The following is a 24227-nucleotide window of genomic DNA, read 5'->3' on the forward strand; positions in this document are numbered from 1 at the left end:
GGAATGGCGGACAGATCAAAACTCTTCTGGAGCGATTTCAAAATGCCCGTTTTCCTGAATGCCTCGGCACCCGAATTCGAAGCCGCCTTTCAAACCCTGCTGAACGCCAAACGCGAAGACAGCCCGGATGTGGATGCCGTGGTGGCTGACATCATTGCGGATGTCCGCGCCCGTGGTGACGCAGCGGTGATCGACCTTACCGCCAGATTTGACCGCATCACGCTGACACCGGAAACCCTGCGCATCACCCCTGATGAGATTGCGCAAGCGATGCAGCAGGTCAGCGATGATGACAAGACGGCGCTGGATCTCGCGGCCAGCCGTATCCGCGCCTATCATGAACGACAGCTTCCCGAAGATGCTGAATGGACCGATGCGGCGGGGGCCACACTTGGTTGGCGCTGGACGGCGGTATCTGCTGCTGGTCTATATGTGCCCGGTGGTCTTGCCAGCTATCCCAGCTCTGTCTTGATGAACGCCATTCCCGCCAAGGTGGCAGGGGTAAACCGGTTGGCGATGGTTGTGCCCACCCCGGATGGAGTGCTGAACCCCTTGGTGCTGATGGCGGCGCATATCGCTGGCGTTGATGAAATCTACCGCATTGGCGGGGCGCAGGCCGTGGCGGCACTGGCCTATGGTACCAATACCATCGCCCCGGTTGATAAAATCACCGGTCCCGGCAATGCCTTTGTCGCGGCTGCCAAACGCCGGGTTTTTGGCAAGGTCGGCATCGATATGATTGCTGGTCCGTCTGAAATCCTTGTGATTGCGGATGGCGACAATGATCCCGACTGGATTGCGCTTGATCTGCTGTCGCAGGCCGAACATGACGAAAGTGCGCAATCGCTCCTGATCAGCACCGATGCGGCCTTTGGCCAAGCTGTTGCGCAGGCTGTCGAGAAGCGGCTTGAAACCCTTGAGCGCCGCGCCATTGCCGGTGCCAGCTGGCGCGACTTCGGGGCGATCATCACCGTGCCTGACCTGGCTACGGCGGCCAAGCTGTCCAACCGCATTGCGCCGGAACACCTTGAGCTTTGTGTGGCAGATCCCGACACCTTAAGCGCGCAGATCACCCATGCGGGCGCGATATTTCTGGGGCAATGGACCCCCGAAGCCATTGGCGATTACATCGGCGGGCCCAATCACGTCTTGCCCACCGCCCGCTCTGCGCGATTCTCTTCAGGGCTTTCGGTGCTTGATTTTATGAAGCGTACAACGCTGGCCCGGATGACGCCGGATGCCCTGCGCGCCATCGGCCCCGCCGCCGAACGGCTTGCCACATCTGAAAGCCTTGAAGCTCATGGTCTGAGCGTCACCGCCCGTCTGGACAAGCTGAACCGCTGACCTCCCCAACCGGGCTATTCACCACCAAGGATCGGGTGACATTGCCACTTGCGAATTGCTGGCGTATCCATGGCGTAACCCTGCCTATAAAAGGATGCGCCCGCGCATGTCCCGTCTCGTTCAGATCAACCTTGATGATGCCAACTTGCCCCCGCCCACACCGGAGATCGAGCAGGAACGCAAGGTTGCTGTCTTTGACCTGCTTGAAGACAATACCTTTGTCCTGCCCGCACGGGGTGAACGTCCCGTGGCCCAGGGGCCGTATCACCTTGGCCTTTCGATCCGCGACAAGCGGCTGGTGTTTGATGTGGAAACCGAATCCGAGGAAAAGGCGGCGGAGTTTCACCTTTCGCTGGGGCCGTTCCGGCAAGTGGTCAAGGATTACTTCCAGATTTGCGAATCCTACTTTGACGCGGTGAAAAAGCTGCCACCCAGCCAGATCGAAACCATCGACATGGCGCGGCGTGGCATTCACAACGAGGGCAGCCGCGTGTTGCAGGAACGCCTTGAAGGCAAGGCGGAAATCGACAGCGACACAGCGCGCCGTCTCTTTACCCTGATCTGTGTTCTGCATTTCGGAGGCTGAGTGAAAGAAACACTCCCCCAGTCCGTATTATTCTGCTGCGACCACAACGCGGTACGCTCCCCGATGGCAGAGGGGATCATGAAGAAGTACTACGGCACCGATACCTATGTGCAGTCCGTCGGCGTGAAGAACGATCTGGAAATCGACGGGTTTTCCATCGCCGTTTGCGCCGAACTGGAGGTAGAGCTATCACGCCACCGTTCGCGCAGTTTTGACGAAATGGAGCAATGGGGCGACGACCTGTCCTCCTTTGATCTGGTGATCGCATTGTCACCGGCCAGCCAACGCCGTGCGCTGGAACTGACGCGGTATTTCCATCTTGAGGTTGAATATTGGCCGATCCTTGACCCCACCGGTCTTGGGGAGACCCGAGAGGCGAAACTGGTACAATTCCGCGCTGCCCGTGATCAGATCGCAGAGCGGTTGATTGCCCGTTTCGGCCCTCCGATCAAGATGCCGTAACCGGCCAAACTATCGGAATATTTAGATATTTTCGGCTTGGCTGTTTCCGAAAATATGACCTAAACACCTGAACATACCTGCGCCGCGCGCTGGCCATAGGCCTTCCACGCCGCCCAGAACCGTCTGTTGCTGGCATTGTTATCCTGATTCTGCCGGACCTGCTGCAAGGCATGCGGGTTTTTGAAATACTTCACTCCCCGCCGCTGATCCGAGGCGGATAATTCTCGGTTCGCCACCGCCTGAACACAGCCACATCTGGCCCGCGACGCCGCTTTGCGCCCCTGCGCCTGACAGGCCTTTTGGATCGGTCCGCTGGCGAATTGCACAGCCGGGGCATATCCCCGTTGGCCCGCGGAGCGACCGCCGCCACAAGCCACCAACGCCAAAAGCGCTACAAGCGCCACACTGATACGTACCATAAATTTTGCCTTTGCCCTGAACCGATGGGGTTTGCCCCTTGATGGTCCTGTTTTGCCTTTGACGAAGTATGACGGATTTGGAGCAAGGGGGCAAATCACGAAATGGGGGAGGGATATTGCATGTGGTTCCACGGGGCCTCCGTGATCCCCGGATCCTCACCTGCGGTCAGCGCCGAAAACGCCGCGATCGCCTCGTTTCAAAGCGTCAGACAGCCCAAAATCATCCATGGTCAAACCAACCACGCTCTGGCCGCTTTCAATCCACCTTGACCGCCCCGTCAAACCCCTACATATCAACGTTATGACACCGCTTTCACACATCCGCAATTTCTCCATCGTGGCGCATATTGACCACGGTAAATCCACTCTGGCTGATCGCTTGATCCAGTCCACGCACACCGTGGCGGATCGCGATATGAAAGAGCAGATGCTTGACAGCATGGACATCGAGCGCGAGCGCGGCATCACGATCAAGGCGCAGACCGTTCGGATCAACTACACGGCGAACAACGGTGAGGAGTATGTCCTCAATCTGATCGACACCCCCGGCCATGTGGATTTTGCCTATGAGGTGTCCCGCTCCATGCGTGCGGTCGAAGGGTCGTTGCTGGTTGTCGATTCCACGCAGGGCGTCGAAGCGCAAACTCTGGCCAATGTGTACCATGCCATTGATGCAGACCATGAAATCGTGCCGGTGTTGAACAAGATTGATCTGCCGGCGGCAGATTGTGACCGCGTTGCCGAACAGATCGAAGATGTGATCGGCATTGACGCATCGGGCGCCATCCGTGTTTCCGCCAAGACCGGCATCGGCATCGCCGAAACGCTGGAAGCCATTGTTGAACATCTGCCGCCGCCCAAGGGCACCCGTGATGCGCCGCTGAAGGCGATGCTGGTGGATTCATGGTATGACAGTTATCTCGGTGTGATCGTTCTGGTGCGCATCATGGATGGTGTGTTGAAAAAGGGCGAACGGATCCGCATGCTCTCTAACAACTCTACCCATCACGTGGACCGCATTGGCGTGTTCCGCCCCGCGATGACAGAGATTGACGAATTGGGACCGGGCGAGCTGGGCTTTCTCACCGCGTCGATCAAACAGGTCCGTGACACCCGTGTGGGGGACACGATCACCCATGAGAAAAAGGGAACCACCGAGGCGCTGCCGGGTTTCAAACCCGCGCAACCAGTTGTTTTCTGTGGATTGTTCCCCGTTGATGCCGCCGAGTTCGAAGACCTGCGCGACAGTATTGAAAAGCTGGCGTTGAACGATGCGTCATTCAGTTTCGAGATGGAAACATCCGCCGCGCTGGGCTTTGGCTTCCGCTGTGGTTTCCTTGGCCTGTTGCACCTTGAAGTGATCCGCGACCGGATCGAACGCGAATATAACATCGACCTGATCACCACCGCACCTTCGGTTATCTATGACATCCACATGAAGGACGGTTCGGTGGATCAGCTGCACAACCCCGCTGACATGCCCGACCTGACCTTTGTGGATCACATCGAAGAGCCGCGCATCAAGGCGACGATTCTGGTGCCGGATGAATACCTCGGCGATGTGCTGAAACTCTGTCAGGACCGCCGTGGCATTCAGGAAGACTTGACCTATGCCGGTTCCCGCGCCATGGTTGTCTATGACCTGCCGCTGAACGAAGTGGTGTTTGATTTCTACGACCGGCTGAAATCGGTGACCAAGGGCTATGCCTCCTTTGACTATGTCATGATTGGGTATCGCACGGATTCTCTGGTCAAAATGTCGATCCTTGTGAACGATGAACCCGTGGATGCGCTGTCAACCATGGTACACCGCGACCGTGCCGAGGCGCGGGGCAGGGCGATGGTGGAAAAGCTGAAAGACCTGATCCCCCGCCACATGTTCAAAATTCCAATTCAGGCGGCGATTGGCGGCAAGGTGATCGCCCGCGAGACCCTGTCCGCAATGCGCAAAGACGTGACGGCCAAATGTTACGGTGGCGACGCCACGCGTAAGAAGAAACTGCTGGAGAAGCAGAAGGCCGGTAAGAAGAAGATGCGCCAGTTCGGTAAAGTGGATATTCCGCAGGAAGCTTTCATCAGCGCACTGAAAATGGATGGGTAAAAGATGGCCCGTTTGATTGCGGGTGGGCGAAGGGGGTTGGCATAGCCAAGTGCTTGGCCCACGTACCTTTGTTGGAGCGCCGAGTACAGGATTTAGATGGATGGGTGACAAGCCTTTACGTACTGTAATTGTAGTGGGCGCTGGTGCAAGTCACGAGTTTGGATTACCCGTCGGGACTACCCTTCAAAGTGAAATACGAAAAATTACGAAGATGGACGTCAGCAGTGGTGGCATACGGCCCTTCTCTAGCAATCTGTTTTTTCATGATATTTTGCCGGACGTCGCCATGCAAAGCCACTATACAGTAAATGACACGGTTAGGCTCGCCAAGAAAGCTAACCATATTTCAAATGGTGTGGAGCACGCCGCTTCAATAGATAACTATTTGGATGCTCATCGTACCGACACTGAAACCGTTGCAATTGGAAAGCTTGCCATCGCAGCATGTATTCTAGAGGCTGAATTCGAAAGCTCGCTTGCATATAGTGGTAAGGGAGCTGGATTTCATGGGCGCCGACATAGTGGGGTGGATATTGAGCCACACAACACGTGGATAGGCTTACTGACCAAGGCCCTTTCCGCAGGGCGCGATTTCGACACTTTCTGTGAGGCCATCTCATCAATAGACTTTGTTTGCTTCAACTATGACCGTTGTATTGAACGATACCTTTTTGGCGCGGCATCGCTTATTTATCCCGTTGAAGCCTTTGATGTTGAGAAACTGTCAGATGCACTGAATATTATTCATCCTTATGGCTCGTTAGGTGACTTGAACCCTATTGACGGGGAACATGGTACTTTTGGGAGACATAAAGATCGTCAATTTTTAATATCGGCATCCCGAAATATTCGTACTTTCACAGAAGGGATGGAATCAGATGTAAGGGTAAAGATTAGTAGGGCTTTTACGAATGCTGAGAACGCTGTATTTCTTGGTTATGGGTTCATTAGTGTCAATGATGAGTTTCTTTTTGACGAGGGCCCATTTGAGATCCCAAGCCTGCTGGGTACGACATACGGCGTCTCGGAGGAAAGAAGCGAGTTCATTGCTGGAAAGCTGAAGAGTACTTGTATGATGCGGCAAACACCTCACCAAGGGAAGATACAACGAGGCAGCCCGCAGTTACGAGCCGAAGGTTGTGCAGATTTGATACACAGGTTCTCTCATAAATTTGAAGGGATTGGAGGCGCTTAAGGGTTGTAGCAACCTACCATTCCCGACGACTATCGCAACACGCCCAGTAAACCTTTGTTCGCACCTTCCCCCACAAACCCGATCCTACCCCGAAAACGGATCGTCCAGCACACCAATCAGTGGCAGCAAGAACCCACCGTCCGCGCTCAATGCGTCCTGATGATAATCATCAATCGCATCCACAGCGCGGTTCAGGCTGGCGGCGCTGCCGTCAAACAGCGCCATCGCGGCAGAGGCCTCACCAACATCTGATATGCCCTTGTGGATGGCAAAATAGGCACCGATATCGACCTTGGCTTCCAGATAATCCTCATCCGCTTGTTGCTGTGCGATGAATGCAGGCGATGCGCCCTGTGGCGGGTCGGCGCGCACACCGGCGAGGATTTCGCGGATGAACTGGTCGCGCCCGACCGATCCGTCATCAAGGACACCGACCCAGAAATCAAAACCTTCCTGATCCGCAACCCGGCCCAGCACATTGTTGTAAACCGTTGTGGCAAAATCGGAATTGCTCATAGAGGCGGGGTAGGCCGCGCGGGTCTCTGGCTGGTCAATGAACAGGCTTGCCATCTCTTCCAACGTGGTGCCATTGGCGAATGCCGTGCCCCAGAAGTTTAACCCCACCGCATCGGGGGCGCGGTTGAAATAGGCGATGTAGAATTCAACAAAGCTCTCGATCTGGGCCGCACTTAAGGTTGCCATGCCGCCATAGGTCCCAAGGGCAAACACCTCGTTTGGGGTGTCGTCGCCGCCGGTTGCAAACTCCAGGTTTTCGATGCTGCGCAGGGTATCGGTGGCGGTCCCACCAGCGCTGCGGTCCGTGAGCGACAGATCACCGGCCTGTAGTGTCAGCGTGTAGCTCTCCATGGAGCTGCTCAGCATGACCCAGTCATCGCCCGTGCCGCCGTCCAGCGTGTCGTTGGCATGGCCACTGCGCATTTCATCATCGCCGCTGCCCCCTTCGGCGTAAAAGGTTGAATCGGCGGCTGCCCCGTCCAATACATCATTGCCCGCGTCCATGAAGATCCGGTCGGAGCCTTCGAAAACACCAAGGAAGACAAGGTCATCCCCATTGCCAGCGTGGATCTCGTCATCCCCCTGGCTGCCAGCCAACAGGTCATTCCCCTCTCCGCCAAACAAGGTGTCATCGCCGAGCCCACCGATCAGGGAATCATCGCCGGCATCCCCATAAATCGTGTCCTCTTGGTCGCGGCCATAGATGGTATCATTGCCGTTACCACCCCGGACCAGATCGTTGCCGAATAGTGCATCGATCATGTCATTCCCGCCCAGCCCGCGGATGATATCCGCCTCATTGCTGCCGGTGAAATTGTCGTCGTTTTCAGTAAGGTTGTACGTGGGCATCAGGCAATCCTATCTTTTGGGCCTTACAACACCTGAATATGTTTCAAAAAAGGTGGGAATGCGGCCAAAACTTTACAAAGTATATCAAATTTCGAATGTTGCACAATTGTTGAGCGCGAAGGTGGCTGGTGTCCGCGCATATCCGGTGCGTGATTGCATATTGGGGCCGTTTCTTTTGTGGAAGCCTGCGGGGACAATCACTTGCCAGCCAAAGACCCGGCGCTGCAACAATTGATTGCGCAGAGGAGGCACTGCTCCTAAACCCGTCACATGAATTGCCCGCTTTGCACCACCGCCGACACCCCGCTGATCGAAACACCGGTTCCCGGGGGGGCGGCGGAAGCCACTGTGCACATCTGTGCGGCCTGCGCAGATCCCGAAACAGCGCCGGCGCATTTCCGCGCCATAGCCTCAACCATGTGGACAGAGGATAGAGCTCTGCAAGTCCTCGCGGCCCGTACGCTCAAGCGTCTTGATGTCGATTGGGCGCGTGACCTTTCCGAGCAGCTTTATCTTGACGAAGAAACACAGCTCTGGGTGGACAGCGCCCCACAGGAAACGGCGCATAAGGACAGCAACGGCGTGGCGCTTGCGGCCGGGGATACCGTGGTTCTGATCAAGGATCTGAATGTCAAAGGAGCCGGATTCACCGCCAAACGCGGCACCGCGGTGCATCGGATCTCGCTGGTTGCCGACAACCCCGCGCATATCGAAGGGCGCGTTGAGGGCCAGCGCATTGTCATCCTGACAGAGTTTGTGAAAAAGCGCGGCTAGGTGCGGGCAGGGTTTTTCAGGTCGCTCGGCTTGTCCTGTAGGGGCTGTGGGAGGCGTGTCGAAACCAGTTCTGTTTCTGGGCGATCAGGGGTTTGCGCGGATTGACCCAAATCAACACAATGCGCCCGGGTGCATGCTAGTCCTCTGGCAATGTGAACCTATTTGAGAGGACACCGGATGTTTCGCCTTGCCTCAATGCTCTATTCCATCATTGCAACTGCTTTGGCCGGGGCCGGGGTGATTGCCGTCCTGACCGCAGGGTATGTTTCCCTGACCCCAATCCTTGCCGCCGCTGCTGCAGGTGCGGTGCTGGCCATGCCAGTTGCCTATCTGGTGGCGCGCAAATTGACCGGGTCGTGACCTAGGGAAGGGCGTCTTTCGCGCCGTACAAATTCAACGGCACCGCCCCCGCGTCCAACAGACAGGACAGGCAATCCTGTGTGAATGCCCAGGTCTCCGCATCCTGCACCAGATGATGGGTTAACATCCCCAAAGGCTCCGCTGCATCGGCACGCCCTTGCCGTCGGTCCTGCAAGTGCTGGATCAGCCTGAACACCAAGGTATCAGGTGCGAGTAACCCAGCCCCGCCCCGCCAGTTGATTGGATCAACATGTGTGTTGATCTGAGCCAGCCCCGCCACGGGCAGGCGGGTCGTGCGAGGCGTAAAGGTCGAGAGTGCATGATACCCCAGCGCAGGCAGGTGCGGGATCAGATCAGGATCAATGCGGTTCCACGGCGGCACAAAGACTTCGGCAAAGGCCGTGCCGAACAGGGCTTTCATCTGTTCGATGGCGGCGCTGGCGTCCCCCAACAGACTGGCACGTTGTTCACCAAATTCGGCCTTCTTGCGGCCCTGTGTCGCGTGGTTCTCATGTGCCCAGCCATGCACAAGCGGCACCAGTTTTGGTTCGTTCAACACAAGATCAACAAGGCTTTGGTCTGCATGTTTCGGGATCACCGCGATATGGACCGGCATGTTCAAATGTCTGGCCCGTGCTAGCATCTGGTCAAGGGCGGGTGTATGCGAAACCGCGTCGTCATCCCGCCACCAGAGGGGCAGGGTAAGGCCTTCACTGCGCCAGATGCGCAGCTCGTCTTGCAGGGCGCTCCAGTCAGCCAAGACGTTGTTCCTTCACCGATTGCAGCACAATATCAACGCTGTTCTGCGCGCCATACATCTGCGTATGTATTTGGCGTTGGTGTCCGTCTGCAATCGCCTTACTGACTGCTGATAACAAGGTGTGTGCCGTCAGCTTGCTTGAGGTGAGCATCTCAAAACCGGGCGTGCGGGCAAGGGCCGTGGCGCGAATGCCCTGCTCAACCTCATCGCCATCGTCGAAGGGCACCAATACCGACGGACATGTGGTTTGAAGCAGATCAAGTGCGGTATTATAGCCGCAAAAGGAAACTGACACTGCCGCGTGATGCAGCATTTGGCGAAAGTCGGGGCGGGTGGTTTCGACGGTCAGATTGGCAGGGGCCCCGGCTTGCAAATCTGTGATCCGCGCCTGTGCAGCCTGACCGCCCACCAGCAACCGCCAGATGCGTCCGCTGTCCAGTGCCGCAGCCTTACGCGCACAATGAAACAGATTGTCGCCCACAGATCCGCCGCCCGCACTGACAATCACCTCACCTGCACCGGCCTGTTCGGGATGCGGCGGGGTAGGGGGCATGGCGACAAATCCGGTATACCGCAACTTGTCCCGCAATTGGTCGGACACAGGCCAGCTTAGCTCAAGAGGGGCGACATCCGGATCGGAATGCACAAGGACGCCATTGTAGTGGGCTGCAATGGTATCATCGGCGAATTGCACTTTTTTGGGCTTGCTGGGGGGGGCCAGAATGTCACGAATGGATGCGAATACTGCCGGACGGCGGGGCAATGTGCGCATCTTTGCCAGCAGATCAAGGAATTCATCTTTCAAATTGCGACGGCCAAATGGAAACAGCTCCGTGATGACCACATCCGGCTGAAATTCATCTAGTGTCCTAGCGATCTGCACCCTGCGACCCCGCATCAGATCGTCGGTTGCAACAGCGCCGCCCGCATCCAGTAACCTGCTGAAATCCACTCCGTCAGAGCGCAAGGGGTCCAGTTGCACAACCTCTATCCCGATGTCGGAAAGCCGCGCCACCGGCACCCCCCCCGAGATCACGATAGGTCGATGCCCCGCCTCTTGAAACGCCTGTGCCAAGGTGACCGCACGGGTCAGATGGCCAGTTCCAAGCAGATGGGTGACGACAATCATCACCTTCATTTTGGCCGCTCCAAAAGCCGCACTGGCTCTGTTTGCAGGTGCCATGTATCGCCATCGATCTCGATGACAAAAAGCCGGTTGCGTTTGATCCGAAACGGGGCAGGGCCGTCAAACTGCCAGCCCGTTGCATGGGCCATCAGCACCCGCATGACACCAATGTGGCAGACCGCGATACTGTCGCGTTGCAACCCTGCCGCCCAGGGGATCAGCCTGTCCCGCAGCGCGGCGGGCGCTTCGCCATCGGGTGGCGTATAGTTCCAACCCCAAGTTTCGATATCCCGATAACCGCTATTCGGATCTGCCCGCATTTGCACCCCGAATTTCCCTTCCCAAGCACCCCAGTTCATCTCGATCAGAGCTGGGTCAGTGACGGGGTCCCGATCCGCGACAATCCGTGCTGTGTCTGCGGCGCGCGCCAAAGGGCTGGAAAACAGATCGGCGTCTTGCCACGGTGGGGGAAGCATCAGCTTGGACAGATCCTGCCGCGCCGCGTCTTCCAACGGGATATCGGTCCGCCCCTGAATGCGACCAGCGCGGTTCCACTCGGTGTGGCCATGACGTAAAAGAGCCAGACGGATCATAGGGTTACTCCGGTTTGGGCCAGCCCGCTGCATAATGTTTCAGCGGCGGTTGGCATCAGGTGGTTCAGCGTGACATGGCGCTGCGCAGTTTGGCCCAGCTCCCGGCGCGTTGAGGGGTGTGCCAACAGGTCATCGATAACAGCCGCCAATCCAGCGGGCCCTTGATCTGGCGCAGGATAAGGGGCGGGCACCAATACTTCGCGCATGCCGGGGCGGTCTTGGGCGACCACGGGCAGACCCGCAGCCTGTGCCTCCAGATAGACCATGCCAAGGGCTTCGTTCACGCCGGGCCAGAACATCAGGCTGGCGTTTCGATAGGCCGCTTGCAGGGTCTGTGTCTCAAGCTGTCCAAGGAACCTTATACGTGACCCAAAGGGCGACATCAGGTTTTCCACCTCGGCGCGGGCGGGGCCGTCCCCGGCGATATCCAACTGCCACTCCGGGTCTGCCAACAAAGAAAGCGTATCGGCAATAATCTGAAATGAGGCGAGCTTGTCCCCCGGGCGCATCATGCCGACACTTAGCATCGGACCATCGCCCACCGCGTTTGAAGGGATGTCACTACGGGGTAAAAACGGGCGCAGGTGGATCAGCTGCTGCGCGGGGCGGGCGTTTTCCTGCAAGCCGATGGCATCGCGGGTGGAGAAGTAGAAAACCAAATCCGCGGCATCGGTCGCCGCCTCTGCGATCCGGGCAAATTCCGCCCAAGGGCCGTTCAGGCGTTTGCGGGCGCGGGTGGATTCAACCTGAAGATAAGGAATGCCCAAGGCCCTGCTGACGGTCGGGCCAATCAGGTCGGGGGCCTTGTAGTAGTTATGATAGGTGATCCATGCCTGCCATCCGGCGCGCTGGCCAAGCGGGATCAGGCGGTCAACCTCGCCCTGTGCTGCAAGTTGCAACGCGGCCTGCACCTTGGTGTCTCCCTTGCCATCACGGCAGCGCAATCTGCTGGGGACTGTCACTTTTGCGCCCATGTGGCCCAATGCAGCAACCAAAGACCGCGCAATGCTGCGGTCACCAGAAGGCACCGGATGGTCCGGCGATTTCATGGGCGCATAAAAGGCCAGCTGCATCAGCCCTGCGCCGTCAACATCGCGGTCAGCCGCTTGGTCAGATGTTCAATGCCCGGATGCATCAGGAAATGCGCGGTAAGGCGGTCAAAGGCAGCATCGGCCATCGCATGGGCGCGGGCAGGATCCGTGGCGAAGCTTTCCATGGCATGGGCCAGTGCAGTGGGGGCATCATCGCTTAGAACGCCATGCACACCGGTATCGATAAATTCGGGGATGGCCGAAACAGGGGTGCTGAGAATGGGCAGTTTCTGGCTGGCCGCTTCCATCAGGACATTGGGCAGCCCGTCCCGGTCACCGTCCGCGGCGATGCGCGAGGGCAGCACAAACAGATCGGCCTTGCGCATGGCGGCGATCACCTCTGGCTGGTCACAGGCACCGCGCCATGTGATGCGGCTGGCAATGCCAAGCCGCTCTGCCCTTGCCCGCATATCCGCGTCCAGGGCACCGCCGCCGATATGGGTGAAATGCCAGTCCAGTCTGTCGGGCAGCAGGGCCAGCGCATCCAGCAGATTGTCATAGCCTTTTTTCTCGACCAGACGTCCCACGGACATTAGGGCAAAAGGTGCATCAGGCTGGCGCAGGTTACGCTGCGGTGGGGCGGGAAAACGCCCCAGATCAAGACCATGATACACCAGATCCACGCGTGACGGCGAGTCGGCCATGGCTTGCAAATGCTCTGCCCCGAACCTTGTGCAGGTCGCCCCGAATGCCGCGCCATGGGTCGTGCCTGAAAGCTTTTCCTGCAACTCCCATTCGGGAGACGTCCAGATGTCCTTGGCATGGGCGGAAAATGACCACGGCATGCCGTGCAGGATCGCGGCGTAGCGTGCAACCGAAGACGGGGTATGCAGGAAATGGGCGTAAATGCCGCTGACATCAGCGGGCAATTCATGCGCCATCACACAGGCCTGCCCCCAGCGGCGACGTCGGTTGGCGGTATCGTCGCGCTCCAGATCCGCAACAAAGGCGGCAGCGGCTGCGTCAAACCCCGGCATCTCTGCAGCAGCCCCCATGGCGCGTGCGACACGCGCAGGATCGTCGCGCAGATATTCCGGCAGATAACGAACGGGGGCGTGCAGGCGGTCATGCAGCGGGTGGGTCTTCGTATCGGTGGGGTGGCGCAGTGACCAGATGTCGAAATCCAGACCGGCCTCTTCCAGCGCCACCAGCTCTTGCGCGATAAATGTTTCGGATAGGCGCGGCCAGCCTTTGACAACAACGGCGAGGCGGGGGGGCTTACTCATCGGTTTGGTCCTTTGTTCATCAGGGCCTGCGCCCGACCCACAACCACGTCCAGCCCGTCCAGCAGCCCGTCTGCACCTGCGGCAGAAGGTTTGGCCTGATCAGGCAGGGCACGGATTGCACCAATCATGGCCTGCGTTGTCATGCCGTCGCGGAATTCGTCCAACATACGCACCAGCCCCAGCTCTTCGGCACGGCTGGCCCTGAGCCATTGCTCAAGCCGCGGCTTGGTGCGTGGCACGATCACCGCAGGCCGATCGAACGACAGCACCTCGCAAAAGGTGTTGTAGCCGCCCATGCAGACCACCCCGACCGCACCGGCAAACAATGCCTCGATCCGGCTGTCAAAGCCCACGGCGGTGACGCGCCCGTTCAACTTCGCCACACGTGCATCAAAGGCATCGCGCACTTCCCCTGACAGGAAAGGGCCATAGATCAACATCGCATTGGGCCCAAGATCGGGATCTTGCTCATAGGCAGACAGCACCAGCGACACCATCGCGGCCCCGTCACCACCACCACCCGGTGTGATCAGGACATAAGGGCTGTCAGGCACATCAGATGAATCCGTAATCGCGCGGCGCAAATAGCCGGTCCAATGCATTTTGGCGCGGGTCTCGGTGGAAAGGGCCAGCCCCTCTGTCGGGTCATAGACCGCGCGCACACCGTAGACCCAGATTTCATCATAGAGGTTCTCTGCCGCGGCCAGAGCCCCCTTGCGGGTCCATTCAGCGGCCAGAACTTCGGGTTCGTCCAGCACATCCCGCAGGCCCAGCACCACACGTGACCGGCCGCGCATCCGCAGGTATTCCAATGTTGGTAATAACTCCCCGCGAAACCCGGTTGGTTCCTTGTCGACAATCATCAGATCAGGTTCGAACCGTTCAACCGCACTTTGGATCAGCCCGGCCCGCAGGGAGGTTATATCGTCGATATCCAGCCCCAACGTCTGGCTGATGTAACTGCCATCGGGTGTCTTGGTCACGCCGGGCAGGCGGATATGGTCGACCCGCTCTGGAAAGGTGAACCGGCCCGCCATCGGAGATCCGGTCAGGATGATCGCAGAGGCTTCGGGGTCTGCCTGCGTCAACGCAGTTGCCAAGGCCCGCGAACGGCGCAGATGTCCCAGACCAAACGTATCGTGGCTGTAAAACATGATCCGCCGCGCGCGGGACGTGCCGCGATTGGCGTGCGAGGGTGTTGGCCCCATAAGTGTCACCTTTTCCACCACATTTGTACTGTGGCTTAGCCTGTGAACAGACCCCCGCAGGATTCGTCTGTGAATTTTCGGCTGCCCATGCGCCAGCCCCCTTCCGCTATGGCATAAACTGCAGGGCTTTGTAAAACATCATGGATCACGGTTCCGTGCGGCAGCCCTTCATCGCGGGAATTGCAATGATATGGCCACTGGCCTAGCGTGTTTCAACTGTCGTTGAATACTGGGGCTGCCATGCGTCTGACCATCTTCTTTTTGCTGCTGATCGGGATTTTACTGGGCCCGTTTGGCAGCAGCAGCTTTGCTCAGGGCATCTCGTTTTTGACCAATAAACAGGTTGCGGAAACAGACTCCGAAGCAAAGATCGAAGACATCATGCGTCAGGCGGCGGAAAACGGCGTGGGCGTTGTGGTGATCGACCGCGAAGGAAATCTGCTTCAATCCGTCCCTGAAGCTGCGCCGGCAGCGGTATCGGAAGGATTTGACGGTTCTGCGCTGATGGCCTTGCAGGACAACACGGTGCGGTTTCGCACCGCGTTGATTGAACGTCTGGTGCAACTGCCAACCGCCTTCAACGAGGTGCTGTATATTCTGCGCGCGGCCAGTCCTGATGGTAGTTTGACGGCATTTGGCAAGGTGCTGGGTTACAGCCTGCTGTTCTTTGCCGCCGGGGTGCTGTTTGAACGGGAAATCTATGGCAAAAGGATCATGCGCAACGTCATTGTGTCGCGGGTGCGGGACAACCCCGTCGGCTTTGCCGAGAAAATGCCGTTTCTTGTCCTGCGGTTTGCAGCTGGTGTAAGCGGGATTCTGGTGTCGATGATCGTGGCCTATTTCATCGGCTTCGCGATCTTTGGCCCGCTTGAAGACACCGCATTGCAATTCACCGCCACGCTGATCAACATTGGCTATTTCGCCTGTCGGTTTGTTGCTGGTCTGTGGCGGATGATCTTGTCGCCGTTTCTTGCGCAATATCGCATTCCCGTCCTCAGTGATCGTGACGCCAAACGCCTGCATCGTTGGCTTTGGGTGCTGGCGGTGTTTGACATTTGTGCAATCCTGTTTGGTGTCTGGATTGCCGAACTGGGGCTGAACTACGATGTTTATGCGTTTTTGTCCTCGATCCTGTCGGCGGTCATTGTGCTGGTCAATATCGTAATGGTTCTGGTCAACCGCCGCGCGATTTCAGGGGCGTTGCGTCGTGGGAAAGCACCGGAAGAGGTGGGTATGGCGACCCGTCTGCTTAGCCAGATCTGGGCCCCGGTGGTTATCCTCTACGTATTATTCGCCTGGTTCCAGTTGACCTATGACCTTGTCCTCAACAGCCCGAACCCTGTCCCACTGATTGCCGGTGCCTACGGCATTCTGATCTCGATTGTAGTGGTCTATGGGGTGATTAACTACCTGATCGAACGTAACTTTTCGCGCGCCCGTGCACTGCGTCGCATGAATGAAATTATGGTTGAGGAAGAGGCGCAGGAACAGGCTTTGGCCACGGCAGAAAGTCAGGCAGCAAGCGCTGCGGAAAAGGCGCGCCTGACCCGTGAATTGGAAGAGACCCGAGCCGAGGAAAAGGCCGCCTGTGCGGTCATCGGGCCGCGCCACCAGATGAATACCTTCGAAGAGCTGGCCCGCCGCGTTGCCGGTATTCTGGCTTTTGTCGCGGGGATTTATGCGTTTTTCTACATTTGGGACAACGACAGTGCCGAGATGGTCGAAAGCGTTGCCGACCGGATGCTGGATATCATGGTCATCCTGTTTTTCGGCTATATCATCTATCACGCCTTTCGGATCTGGATTGACACCAAGATTCAGGAAGAAACTGGTGATCAGGAAGAGGGGGAATTGGGCGACGAGGGCGGCGGCTCCTCGGCCAGCCGGTTGGCAACTCTGCTGCCCCTGTTTCGTAACTTCATACTGATTGTGGTTGTTGTTACGATTTTGCTGATCGTGCTGATGCAGGTGGGCATCAATGTGGGGCCGCTATTTGCCGGTGCCGGTATCGTTGGTGTGGCAGTTGGTTTTGGCTCGCAAGCACTGGTGCGCGACATCTTTGCAGGCGCGTTTTTCCTGTTTGATGATGCCTTTCGCAAGGGCGAATATCTCGATGTTGGCGGTGTCAAAGGCACGGTTGAGAAAATCTCTGTCCGCTCGTTCCAACTGCGTCACCATCTGGGTGCCTTGCACACCATCCCGTTTGGCGAATTGCAGGTGATGACCAATTACTCACGTGATTGGGTGATCATGAAACTGCCGCTGCGGGTGACCTATGACACGGATGTTGAACGGGTGCGCAAACTGATCAAGAAGCTGGGGCAAGAGTTGCTTGAAGATCCGGTGATTGGCCCCGATTTCATTCAGCCGTTGAAATCCCAAGGGGTGATTGAAATGCAGGACAGCGCGATGATCATCCGCGTCAAGTTCATGACCAAACCCGGCGATCAATGGGTGATCCGTAAACGGATTTACCAGGACATCCGCGCGTTGTTCGAGCGCGAAGGTATCAAGTTTGCCCATCGTGAAGTTACGGTACGGTTGGCCGATGGTAAGGTCGACGACCTGAGCGAGGAAGAGAAAAACACCATCACCGCTGCCGCACAATCCTCAATCGAAGAGGAAATGCTGGGAGATGCGGAGGAGGCGAAAGGTGATGACAGATAGCGGGATCTGGCCGATCACGCAGTGTTGAGCATGCACCCACGTTGACTTGTGATGATCCCGCGCTAGCTTTTTGGGAAGCCATCACAGGAGCGTCCCATGACCCAGACACGTCGACATTTCCTTGCTACCACCGCTGCAACCGTCACCTTCTTGCCTTTCCTGGCCCATGCGGACGGGCATGGCGCGGATCGCTTCGAAACACCCGCCGGTGACATCACGGTGCATCCGGTGGCACATGCCTCGATTGTATTGGAGACACCGAAAGGTACGATCTATGTCGATCCCGTGGGCGAGGCGGCGCAATATGAGGGCATGCCCGCTCCCGATCTGATCCTGATCACCCATGAACATGGTGATCACTATCAGGAAGAGACTCTGCAGGCGATTGTCGCAGAGAACACACAGCTCATCACCAACCCTGCGGTGATGGGTAAACTATCTGAAGGGCTGAAGGCCCGCGCCAGCGAGGTTGCCAATGGTGGTACTGCTGACTTCGCCGATATGGTGATAGAGGCGATACCGGCCTATAATACCACGGAAGAGCGCAAAAATTTCCACCCCGAGGGGCGGGACAACGGCTATGTTCTAAACTTCGAAGGTTTTCGGATGTATATCTCGGGTGATACCGAAGACATCCCCGAGATGCGCAGCCTGAAAGATATTGATCTGGCCTTTGTCTGTATGAACCTGCCGTTTACGATGGATTCCAATGCGGCGGCCTCGGCTGTTTCCGAATTTGCACCTTCATATGTCTACCCCTATCACTACCGCGGGCGCGACGGCGGCACCCAGGACCCACAGAGCTTTGCCAAGATGGTAAGCGGGGAAACAGAAGTGAAATTTGGAAACTGGTACGGCTAACCGCTTCGGGGTGTCCTGTGGCACCCGCGCAGTTTCGGAGGCTCCGCTTTCAGAGCTTAAGGACAGGATGAAGACGGGGCGTTGGCGTTTTGCCAGCGCCCTTAGTTTTTATAGGGATCCAGCGAGGCCCGCAGCCCGTCGCCAAGGAAGTTGAACGCCAGCACGACAACGATGATCGGCAGCATGGGAATGGCTGTCCACCAGTAGATTTCGATGCTGGCCAGGTTTTGGGCATCGTTCAACATGACACCCCAGCTGACCGCGGGGGCGCGCAGGCCGAGGCCCAGAAAGCTGAGCGCGGTTTCGCCAAGGATCATCGCGGGGATCGACAGGGTGGCGCTTGCGATCAGATGTGACATGAAGTTGGGCAGAAGATGGCGGCGGATCACGCGCGACGGTTTTGCGCCCATCATTTCAGCCGCCTTGACGTATTCCTCTTCCCGCAGGGACAGAAATTTAGAGCGCACTGCGCGGGCAAGACCAGGCCAGTCGAGAATGCCCAGAATGATCGAGATGATAAAGAACACCGCAACCGGCCCCCAGTTCGACGGTACCGCGGCAGAGAGGGCCAGCCACAGGGGCAACTCAGGCAGGGAGCGCAGGATTTCAATGGCGCGGTTTACAATCCAGTCGGTTTTCCCGCCAAAGTATCCGGCCATGGCACCAAAGGTGATGCCCAACAGGAATGACACGGTGATGCCAATCAGGCCAACGGTCAGGGACAATTGCGCGCCATACAGGATGCGACTGAAGACATCGCGCCCAAGCCGGTCAGAGCCCCAAAGGAAAACCGTGGCCCCTTCAGGGGCGCAGAACAGATGGGTGTCAGAGGGGATCAGACCGAACAGGCGATAGGTCTCACCTTTGCAGAAATACTCCAGCTGCATCGGTGTGGTTTCATCTGTGGTATAGTGCCATTGGAACTGCTCAAGATCGGCCTCTGCCGTTGTGGGATAGACAAACGGCCCGACAAAACGGCCCTCGTGCCATAGATTCACGCTTTGAGGCGGGGCATAGAGGTAATCCGCGCTGCGCTCGTTCGGGGTATAGGGGGCGATGAACCCGGCAATCGGCAGGATCAGATAACAGGTCAGCAGAAAGATGCCCGAGACCAGCGCCAGCTTGTGCCGCTTGAATTTGCGCCAGACCAGCAGCCATGCAGGCGCATCCATGTCCGAGCGTTCTGGTGCGCTGATGTCGGTTTCGTCCTGCCATGGTGCCGGGTCGACGTAGCGGTTGTCGGGATTGTCTGTCATTTGCCGCGCTCTCCGTAGCGGATGCGCGGGTCCAGAAGAACCAGCAGCAGGTCAGAGATCATTGTGCCGATCAGGGTCAGCAATGCCACGAACATCAACACAAAGGCGGCAAGGAACTGATCCTGTGATTTCAGCGCTGTCAGCAGGGAAGGCCCAATGGTTTGCAGCCCCAGCACAACCGACACCAGCACAGAGCCGGACACCATTGCAGGCAACAGGTTGCCAATGTCGGCGACAAAGGGGTTAAACGCCACCCGCAGAGGGTATTTGGTAAGCATCTTGGCGGGCCCAAGCCCCTTGGCCTGTGCGGTTTCCACATAGGGTTTGCTCAGCTCGTCCAACATATTCGCGCGCAAACGTTGCATCATCGCGGCCGCCCCGGAGGTGCCGATCACAAAGGTAGGCACGATTAAGTGCAGCAGGATGGATTTGACCTTGGCCCATGTCATCGGCTCCCCCTCGAATGCGGGATGCATCAGCCCGCCGATGGGCAGATCGAAATATTTATTGCCATAGTAGAACAGGATCAGCGCCAACAGGAAGTTCGGGGTCGCCAGCCCCAGATAGCCGACAAAACCAGCGGTGTAATCCACCCATGTTTCGGATTTCGCGGCGGCCAATACCCCAAGGGGCAGGGCCACGGCATAGACAAAAAGGACAGCAGCAAGGTTTACCAGCACTGTCAGCCACAGGGCGTCGCCCACAATGTCTCCGACAGGACGGTCAAATTCAAAGGACCAGCCAAAGTCACCCTGTATCAGCCCGGAAAATCCGTTGGGGCCGGGCATCATGCCGACCCAGATGAAATATTGCTCCCAAATTGGGCGATCCAGCGCGTATTCGGTGCGCAGGAATTCGGCCTTGGCCACACCTTCGGCCTGGCCAGTGGCCCGCAATTCTGCAATCTGGTTGGAGAGATAATCACCGGGTGGCAGGTTGATGATGATCCACACCATGATCGACACAACCCAAAGGGTCAGCAACATCGTCAGAAAACGATAGGCAGCGTAGCGCAGCAAGATCATTGCGTCACCTGCTCGAATGCATCGTCAAAATAGAATTCATCCACACGGTGCACCCCGAAATGCGCGCCCGGATCATAGGCCCAGATCGCCTTTTCCGGCACATTGCGCAGATGTTTGGAGACCACAACAGGTTGCGGGGCCTCGGACAGGATGCCGATGGCGAATTGCTGATCTGCGTGGATGTCCAGCATCTCGCGCCAGATGGTCTTGCGCTCTGTAGGTACGGTGGTGTGAGACCAGTCATCAGCCAGTTGCATCAGCCGTTTGGCAGCTTCCATATCTGGTGGTTCGCCTGCGTTTCCGGCGGTGGCGTAATGCTGTCCCCATTTGGGCCAAGCGAAAAATTCCTGATTGGTCGGGGCCAGATATTTGGGAGAGGTCGCCGCAGTGGGCAGGCCATTGTCCCAGCCGAACCAGATCGCGGCCATGCTGACGCCAGCATAAACCCGGTTGCGCAGGATGTCGCGGTCCAGCGGGCGCATCACCAGTTTCACACCGATTTCGCGCCATGTGTCGGTGACAATGGCAAGCGCGTTTTCCACCTCCTGCCGTTCGCCCGCGGTTTCGATCACAAACTCCATCGGGCGGCCATCGGGCAGCAGGCGGATGCCCGCGTCATTGCGGTTGATCAACCCCATATCATCCAGCAGGGTATTGGCGGCGGCAATATCCATGCCCGACCATGCCAGCAGGTCGTCGGAGTTGAATAGCGGGCTGGACGAAAGGGCCGTCATCCCGCCCTCATTGCCAAGGCCAAAATACAAGGCACGGTTGATCATCCGCCGATCGATACCCATGCTGAGCGCACGGCGGAACCGCACGTCGCGCATCACCTCGCGCCAGACGGGGTCGTTGAAATTCAAATTCGGGTAGATCGCAATCTGGCTGGCCACACCACTGGCCCACAACAAGGTGCGATAGTTGCCGCCATCGGTTTCCCCTTTCTTCAGGATCGACACATCCGGGAAATCAAGGCCGCGCGCCTGCAAGTCAACCTCGCCTGCATTGGCCTTGGCCGCGACCAGTCCGCCCCCAACAATCGTCATGTTCACCACATCGATATAGGGCAATTGCAGGCCACGCGTATCAATCCGGTGGTAGTAGGGATTGCGCACAAACAATTTGCGCGAACTGCGTCCGCTGGCATTGATCCAAGGCTGCAACGTCGGCTGGTCCGGGTTGTCGTATTTGTACATACTGTCGCGTTTGTTGTGCAACGCAGCCCAGCTTTTGACCCGTGCGCGTCGAACTTCTTCGGCCAGCGCCTCGGTCTCGGCGAAATCTACATGGAACTGGCGTAGGTAATGTGCAGGGCGGTATATGAACGGCGGTGCGGCCTGTGCCAGCAGCGGCAGGAAGTTGGAGTTCGGCGTGTCCCATTCAAAGATCACGGTGTGATCATCGGGAAAGGTGACACGGCCCAGCTTGTCATCGACGATCATGAACTCTGGCGGGCCGGAGGGGGTGATCTCGGCGTTGTTCACCACTTTTTCCCACCAATAGCGAAAATCACCGGAGGTGAAGGGCGCTCCATCAGACCAACGATGGCCGGGGCGCAGATGCAGGATGTACTTGCGGTCCTCGATCACTTCGATGTCGCGCAGGATGTCGGGGTAAAGTTCGTAATCAGGGCCGTATCCCACCAGCCGCGCATAGCCGTAAACAACCATCTGTCGCACGTCTTTCGAGCGGGTGACCAAAGTGCGCAACGTGCCGCCTTGTGTGCCAAAGGTACGGCCCTTCGCCTCCAGATCGACCACCAGCGGCGTGTCGGGCAGGCGCTCTCCAATCGGGGGCAGATTGCCGACCGCTACCTCCTGCGCCCAAAACGTGGTTTCCTGCAAGGGTGTTTGGGCAAGGGCCGGGGCGGCAAGAACCGCAAAAAGGGCAAGAAGCTTACGCATGGCAGCGCACCTTATGGCCCGGCTCCAGTTCGCGCAAGTCCGGCGCAGATGTGCCGTCAAAGCGGAACATCTCTGGCCAGCTGGTCGGCGCGCCAGCACCTTTGGCGACGAGATCAAGGTCGATCGGGCGGGTCACATCCGGTTCCGGTTGGGCGGCGATCAGTGCTTTGGTATAGGGATGTTGCGGGTTGTAGAACAGGGTGTCGGGCGGGGCCTGTTCGACGATGACACCGGCCCGCATCACCGCAACCTCATCTGCGATACGCGCCACCACCGCCAGATCGTGACTGATGAACAGATAGCTCAGCTTGGCCTGATCGCGGATATCCTCAAGCAGGGTCAGGATCTGGTCCTGCACAGAGACGTCGAGGGCGCTGGTCGGCTCATCACAGATCAACAGCTTGGGATCCAGTGTCAGTGCGCGCGCAATCGACAACCGCTGCCGCTGCCCACCGGAAAATGCGTGCGGGTACCGGCGCAGCATATCGGGGTTCAGCCCGACCAGCCGCAACATCTCGGCGGCTTTTTCGACGCGTTCCTTGCGGTTGCCTATCGCGTGGATTTCCATCGGCTCCACCAGCGCCTCAAGCACACGCATGCGCGGACTAAGCGAGGAATAGGGATCCTGAAACACCATCTGCGCCTGACGTTGAAAGGCCGTGCGCTGGGCTGCGCTCATATCGTGCACGGGCAGGGCGGGTTCATCGGCTACGGGGCAAAACAGAACTTCGCCCCCGGGATCTGGCCGCTCTGCACCCAAAGCGACCCGCGCACACGTGGTCTTGCCAGACCCGCTTTCCCCCACCACGGCCAGCGTTTTGCCGCGCGGCACTTGCAGGTTCACATCGCGACAGGCGGTGATCGCAACAGGTGCCCGCCAGCCGCTGGCCCGCATCGTATAGGTCTTGGTTACCTTCTTCAGATCAAGGATCACATCATCATAGGCCAGTTCAGGCGCCGGGGTGGCAACCGTCGGGATCATCGGTGCGGCCGCAAACAGCTTGGCGGTATACCCATGGGCGGGTGCGGCAAGAATATGTTCGGCACGTCCGGCTTCCATCACCCGACCCTTGTTCATTACCACCACCTGCTGCGCCATATTGGCGACCACGCCCAGATCATGGGTCACAAGGATCACCGCCATGCCGGTGTCCTTCTGCAGGGTGTTGATCAAGCCCAGAACCTGTGCCTGTGTAGTCACATCCAGCGCCGTGGTCGGTTCATCCGCGATCAGCAATTCCGGTTGCGCCACCATGGCCATGGCAATCATCGCCCGTTGACGCATGCCGCCCGACATCTCAAAAGGATAGCTGGAAAAGGCCCGCGCGGGATCAACAAAACCGACCTTGTCGAATTGTTCCAGCACCCGTCGCTTCGCCTCGCGGGCACCCATGTCGCGGTGAATACGCAACACCTCGCCCACCTGATCACCCAACCGGTGCAGGGGTGACAGGGAGCGCATCGGTTCCTGAAAAATCATCGCAATCCGGTTGCCGCGAATGGACCGCAGCTGCCGTTCCGGGCAGGTCAGCAAGTCCACCGATCCTGCGCTGCCGGCCAAGGTTACCGACCCGCCCCGGATCTGCGCCGCCCCGGGCAAGATCCGCAAGGCGGTGCGGCAAGTCAGCGTTTTGCCTGACCCGCTTTCACCGACCAGTGCCAGCGTTTCCCCGGCGGAAACGGAAAAGCTCACGTCCTGTACCACCGCAGGCGCGTCACCAAAGCCGATTGTAAGCCCTTCTACGTCCAGCAAAGAGGTCATTTAGGTCCTAACAATGGTTTCAGCCTTTGGATTCGGAGTGAAGCCGATTTGGGCCGACCCGTCCAGCAGGGAAACCTCACGCGGTTGTGCCCGGGCCTGCACTGGCCCCTGACGGTGCATTCAGGTTACACAAGGGCTGAAA

21 protein-coding genes are annotated in these 24227 nt (G+C 58.0%); 9 read left to right on the plus strand and 12 right to left on the minus strand.

Annotated elements, in window-relative coordinates; all coding sequences use genetic code 11:
- Positions 1–42: 42 nt before the first annotated feature.
- The 3 genes from hisD to QQL78_RS01365 all read left to right on the plus strand — a co-directional run bounded on the left by hisD (position 43) and on the right by QQL78_RS01365 (position 2392).
- Complete coding sequence (gene hisD / locus QQL78_RS01355; protein ID WP_284369803.1) at positions 43–1344, plus strand: histidinol dehydrogenase; 1302 nt, start codon at positions 43–45, stop codon at positions 1342–1344.
- A 106-nt stretch (positions 1345–1450) separates the two neighbouring features.
- Positions 1451–1930 (plus strand): UPF0262 family protein, encoded by a 480-nt coding sequence (locus QQL78_RS01360; protein WP_284369804.1) that lies wholly within the window; start codon positions 1451–1453, stop codon positions 1928–1930.
- A complete protein-coding gene (locus QQL78_RS01365) occupies positions 1931–2392 on the plus strand; it encodes an arsenate-mycothiol transferase ArsC (RefSeq protein ID WP_284369805.1) in 462 nt (153 codons plus the stop codon).
- Between the two features lie 59 nt (positions 2393–2451).
- Here QQL78_RS01365 and QQL78_RS01370 read toward each other — a convergent pair whose 3' ends face one another.
- On the minus strand, positions 2452–2811 hold the full coding sequence (locus tag QQL78_RS01370; RefSeq protein ID WP_284369807.1) for a hypothetical protein: 360 nt from the start codon (positions 2809–2811) through the stop codon (positions 2452–2454).
- 301 nt (positions 2812–3112) lie between these two features.
- Between QQL78_RS01370 and lepA the strand changes: the two genes are divergently transcribed.
- Both lepA and QQL78_RS01380 read left to right on the plus strand, forming a co-directional pair.
- Positions 3113–4912, plus strand: coding sequence for a translation elongation factor 4 (gene lepA, locus QQL78_RS01375; protein WP_284375399.1), 1800 nt, complete (start codon positions 3113–3115; stop codon positions 4910–4912).
- Between the two features lie 100 nt (positions 4913–5012).
- Positions 5013–6107 carry a hypothetical protein gene (locus QQL78_RS01380; protein ID WP_284369809.1) on the plus strand — a complete coding sequence of 365 codons (1095 nt, stop codon included), beginning with the start codon at positions 5013–5015 and terminating at the stop codon, positions 6105–6107.
- Positions 6108–6191: 84 nt separating this feature from the next.
- On the opposite strand, the gene QQL78_RS01385 is transcribed toward QQL78_RS01380, so the two are convergent.
- Positions 6192–7472, minus strand: a complete 1281-nt coding sequence (locus tag QQL78_RS01385; RefSeq protein WP_284369811.1) for a DUF4214 domain-containing protein — start codon at positions 7470–7472, stop codon at positions 6192–6194.
- Between the two features lie 270 nt (positions 7473–7742).
- On the opposite strand from QQL78_RS01385, the gene QQL78_RS01390 reads away from it, so the two are divergent.
- Positions 7743–8246: an alkylphosphonate utilization protein gene (locus QQL78_RS01390; RefSeq protein ID WP_284369813.1), complete on the plus strand. Its 504-nt coding sequence runs from the start codon at positions 7743–7745 to the stop codon at positions 8244–8246.
- Between the two features lie 177 nt (positions 8247–8423).
- Positions 8424–8606, plus strand: coding sequence for a hypothetical protein (locus QQL78_RS01395; RefSeq protein WP_284369815.1), 183 nt, complete (start codon positions 8424–8426; stop codon positions 8604–8606).
- 1 nt (position 8607) lies between these two features.
- Here the strand turns inward: QQL78_RS01395 and QQL78_RS01400 are convergent, their stop codons facing one another.
- The 6 genes from QQL78_RS01400 to QQL78_RS01425 are packed head-to-tail and all read right to left on the minus strand — an operon-like array spanning position 8608 to position 14610.
- On the minus strand, positions 8608–9366 hold the full coding sequence (locus QQL78_RS01400) for a polysaccharide deacetylase family protein (protein ID WP_284369816.1): 759 nt from the start codon (positions 9364–9366) through the stop codon (positions 8608–8610).
- A complete protein-coding gene (locus QQL78_RS01405) occupies positions 9359–10504 on the minus strand; it encodes a glycosyltransferase family protein (protein WP_284369818.1) in 1146 nt (381 codons plus the stop codon). Before QQL78_RS01405 ends, QQL78_RS01400 begins: the two co-directional genes overlap by 8 nt.
- Positions 10501–11085 (minus strand): histidine phosphatase family protein, encoded by a 585-nt coding sequence (locus QQL78_RS01410; protein WP_284369820.1) that lies wholly within the window; start codon positions 11083–11085, stop codon positions 10501–10503. The genes QQL78_RS01405 and QQL78_RS01410 overlap by 4 nt, the downstream gene beginning before the upstream one ends.
- Positions 11082–12158 (minus strand): glycosyltransferase family 4 protein, encoded by a 1077-nt coding sequence (locus QQL78_RS01415; RefSeq protein ID WP_284369822.1) that lies wholly within the window; start codon positions 12156–12158, stop codon positions 11082–11084. Before QQL78_RS01415 ends, QQL78_RS01410 begins: the two co-directional genes overlap by 4 nt.
- On the minus strand, positions 12158–13402 hold the full coding sequence (locus tag QQL78_RS01420; protein WP_284369824.1) for a glycosyltransferase family 4 protein: 1245 nt from the start codon (positions 13400–13402) through the stop codon (positions 12158–12160). The genes QQL78_RS01415 and QQL78_RS01420 overlap by 1 nt, the downstream gene beginning before the upstream one ends.
- A complete protein-coding gene (locus QQL78_RS01425) occupies positions 13399–14610 on the minus strand; it encodes a glycosyltransferase family protein (protein ID WP_284369827.1) in 1212 nt (403 codons plus the stop codon). Before QQL78_RS01425 ends, QQL78_RS01420 begins: the two co-directional genes overlap by 4 nt.
- 240 nt (positions 14611–14850) lie before the next feature.
- On the opposite strand from QQL78_RS01425, the gene QQL78_RS01430 reads away from it, so the two are divergent.
- Positions 14851–17277 carry a mechanosensitive ion channel family protein gene (locus QQL78_RS01430; protein ID WP_284369829.1) on the plus strand — a complete coding sequence of 809 codons (2427 nt, stop codon included), beginning with the start codon at positions 14851–14853 and terminating at the stop codon, positions 17275–17277.
- Between the two features lie 96 nt (positions 17278–17373).
- Positions 17374–18138: an MBL fold metallo-hydrolase gene (locus tag QQL78_RS01435; RefSeq protein WP_284369831.1), complete on the plus strand. Its 765-nt coding sequence runs from the start codon at positions 17374–17376 to the stop codon at positions 18136–18138.
- Positions 18139–18239: 101 nt separating this feature from the next.
- On the opposite strand, the gene QQL78_RS01440 is transcribed toward QQL78_RS01435, so the two are convergent.
- The 4 genes from QQL78_RS01440 to QQL78_RS01455 are packed head-to-tail and all read right to left on the minus strand — an operon-like array spanning position 18240 to position 24085.
- Positions 18240–19394, minus strand: a complete 1155-nt coding sequence (locus QQL78_RS01440) for an ABC transporter permease (RefSeq protein ID WP_284369833.1) — start codon at positions 19392–19394, stop codon at positions 18240–18242.
- The gene (locus QQL78_RS01445) at positions 19391–20419 is read right to left on the minus strand and encodes an ABC transporter permease (RefSeq protein WP_284369835.1); all 1029 of its coding nucleotides are present in this window, start codon (positions 20417–20419) and stop codon (positions 19391–19393) included. Before QQL78_RS01445 ends, QQL78_RS01440 begins: the two co-directional genes overlap by 4 nt.
- Positions 20416–22323 carry an ABC transporter substrate-binding protein gene (locus QQL78_RS01450; protein WP_284369837.1) on the minus strand — a complete coding sequence of 636 codons (1908 nt, stop codon included), beginning with the start codon at positions 22321–22323 and terminating at the stop codon, positions 20416–20418. Before QQL78_RS01450 ends, QQL78_RS01445 begins: the two co-directional genes overlap by 4 nt.
- Positions 22316–24085 carry an ABC transporter ATP-binding protein gene (locus QQL78_RS01455; protein ID WP_284369839.1) on the minus strand — a complete coding sequence of 590 codons (1770 nt, stop codon included), beginning with the start codon at positions 24083–24085 and terminating at the stop codon, positions 22316–22318. The genes QQL78_RS01450 and QQL78_RS01455 overlap by 8 nt, the downstream gene beginning before the upstream one ends.
- Positions 24086–24227 lie beyond the last annotated feature (142 nt).

Source organism: Sulfitobacter pacificus (assembly GCF_030159975.1).
Lineage (GTDB): Bacteria > Pseudomonadota > Alphaproteobacteria > Rhodobacterales > Rhodobacteraceae > Sulfitobacter > Sulfitobacter pacificus.

Coding starts and splice junctions, on each gene's coding strand:
- hisD (WP_284369803.1), top strand. CDS start 43: ATGCCCGTTTTCCTGAATGCCTCGGCACCCGAATTCGAAGCCGCCTTT.
- QQL78_RS01360 (WP_284369804.1), top strand. CDS start 1,451: ATGTCCCGTCTCGTTCAGATCAACCTTGATGATGCCAACTTGCCCCCG.
- QQL78_RS01370 (WP_284369807.1), bottom strand. CDS start 2,811: ATGGTACGTATCAGTGTGGCGCTTGTAGCGCTTTTGGCGTTGGTGGCT.
- lepA (WP_284375399.1), top strand. CDS start 3,113: ATGACACCGCTTTCACACATCCGCAATTTCTCCATCGTGGCGCATATT.
- QQL78_RS01380 (WP_284369809.1), top strand. CDS start 5,013: ATGGGTGACAAGCCTTTACGTACTGTAATTGTAGTGGGCGCTGGTGCA.
- QQL78_RS01385 (WP_284369811.1), bottom strand. CDS start 7,472: ATGCCCACGTACAACCTTACTGAAAACGACGACAATTTCACCGGCAGC.
- QQL78_RS01390 (WP_284369813.1), top strand. CDS start 7,743: ATGAATTGCCCGCTTTGCACCACCGCCGACACCCCGCTGATCGAAACA.
- QQL78_RS01395 (WP_284369815.1), top strand. CDS start 8,424: ATGTTTCGCCTTGCCTCAATGCTCTATTCCATCATTGCAACTGCTTTG.
- QQL78_RS01405 (WP_284369818.1), bottom strand. CDS start 10,504: ATGAAGGTGATGATTGTCGTCACCCATCTGCTTGGAACTGGCCATCTG.
- QQL78_RS01410 (WP_284369820.1), bottom strand. CDS start 11,085: ATGATCCGTCTGGCTCTTTTACGTCATGGCCACACCGAGTGGAACCGC.
- QQL78_RS01415 (WP_284369822.1), bottom strand. CDS start 12,158: ATGCAGCTGGCCTTTTATGCGCCCATGAAATCGCCGGACCATCCGGTG.
- QQL78_RS01420 (WP_284369824.1), bottom strand. CDS start 13,402: ATGAGTAAGCCCCCCCGCCTCGCCGTTGTTGTCAAAGGCTGGCCGCGC.
- QQL78_RS01425 (WP_284369827.1), bottom strand. CDS start 14,610: ATGGGGCCAACACCCTCGCACGCCAATCGCGGCACGTCCCGCGCGCGG.
- QQL78_RS01430 (WP_284369829.1), top strand. CDS start 14,851: ATGCGTCTGACCATCTTCTTTTTGCTGCTGATCGGGATTTTACTGGGC.
- QQL78_RS01435 (WP_284369831.1), top strand. CDS start 17,374: ATGACCCAGACACGTCGACATTTCCTTGCTACCACCGCTGCAACCGTC.
- QQL78_RS01440 (WP_284369833.1), bottom strand. CDS start 19,394: ATGACAGACAATCCCGACAACCGCTACGTCGACCCGGCACCATGGCAG.
- QQL78_RS01445 (WP_284369835.1), bottom strand. CDS start 20,419: ATGATCTTGCTGCGCTACGCTGCCTATCGTTTTCTGACGATGTTGCTG.
- QQL78_RS01450 (WP_284369837.1), bottom strand. CDS start 22,323: ATGCGTAAGCTTCTTGCCCTTTTTGCGGTTCTTGCCGCCCCGGCCCTT.
- QQL78_RS01455 (WP_284369839.1), bottom strand. CDS start 24,085: ATGACCTCTTTGCTGGACGTAGAAGGGCTTACAATCGGCTTTGGTGAC.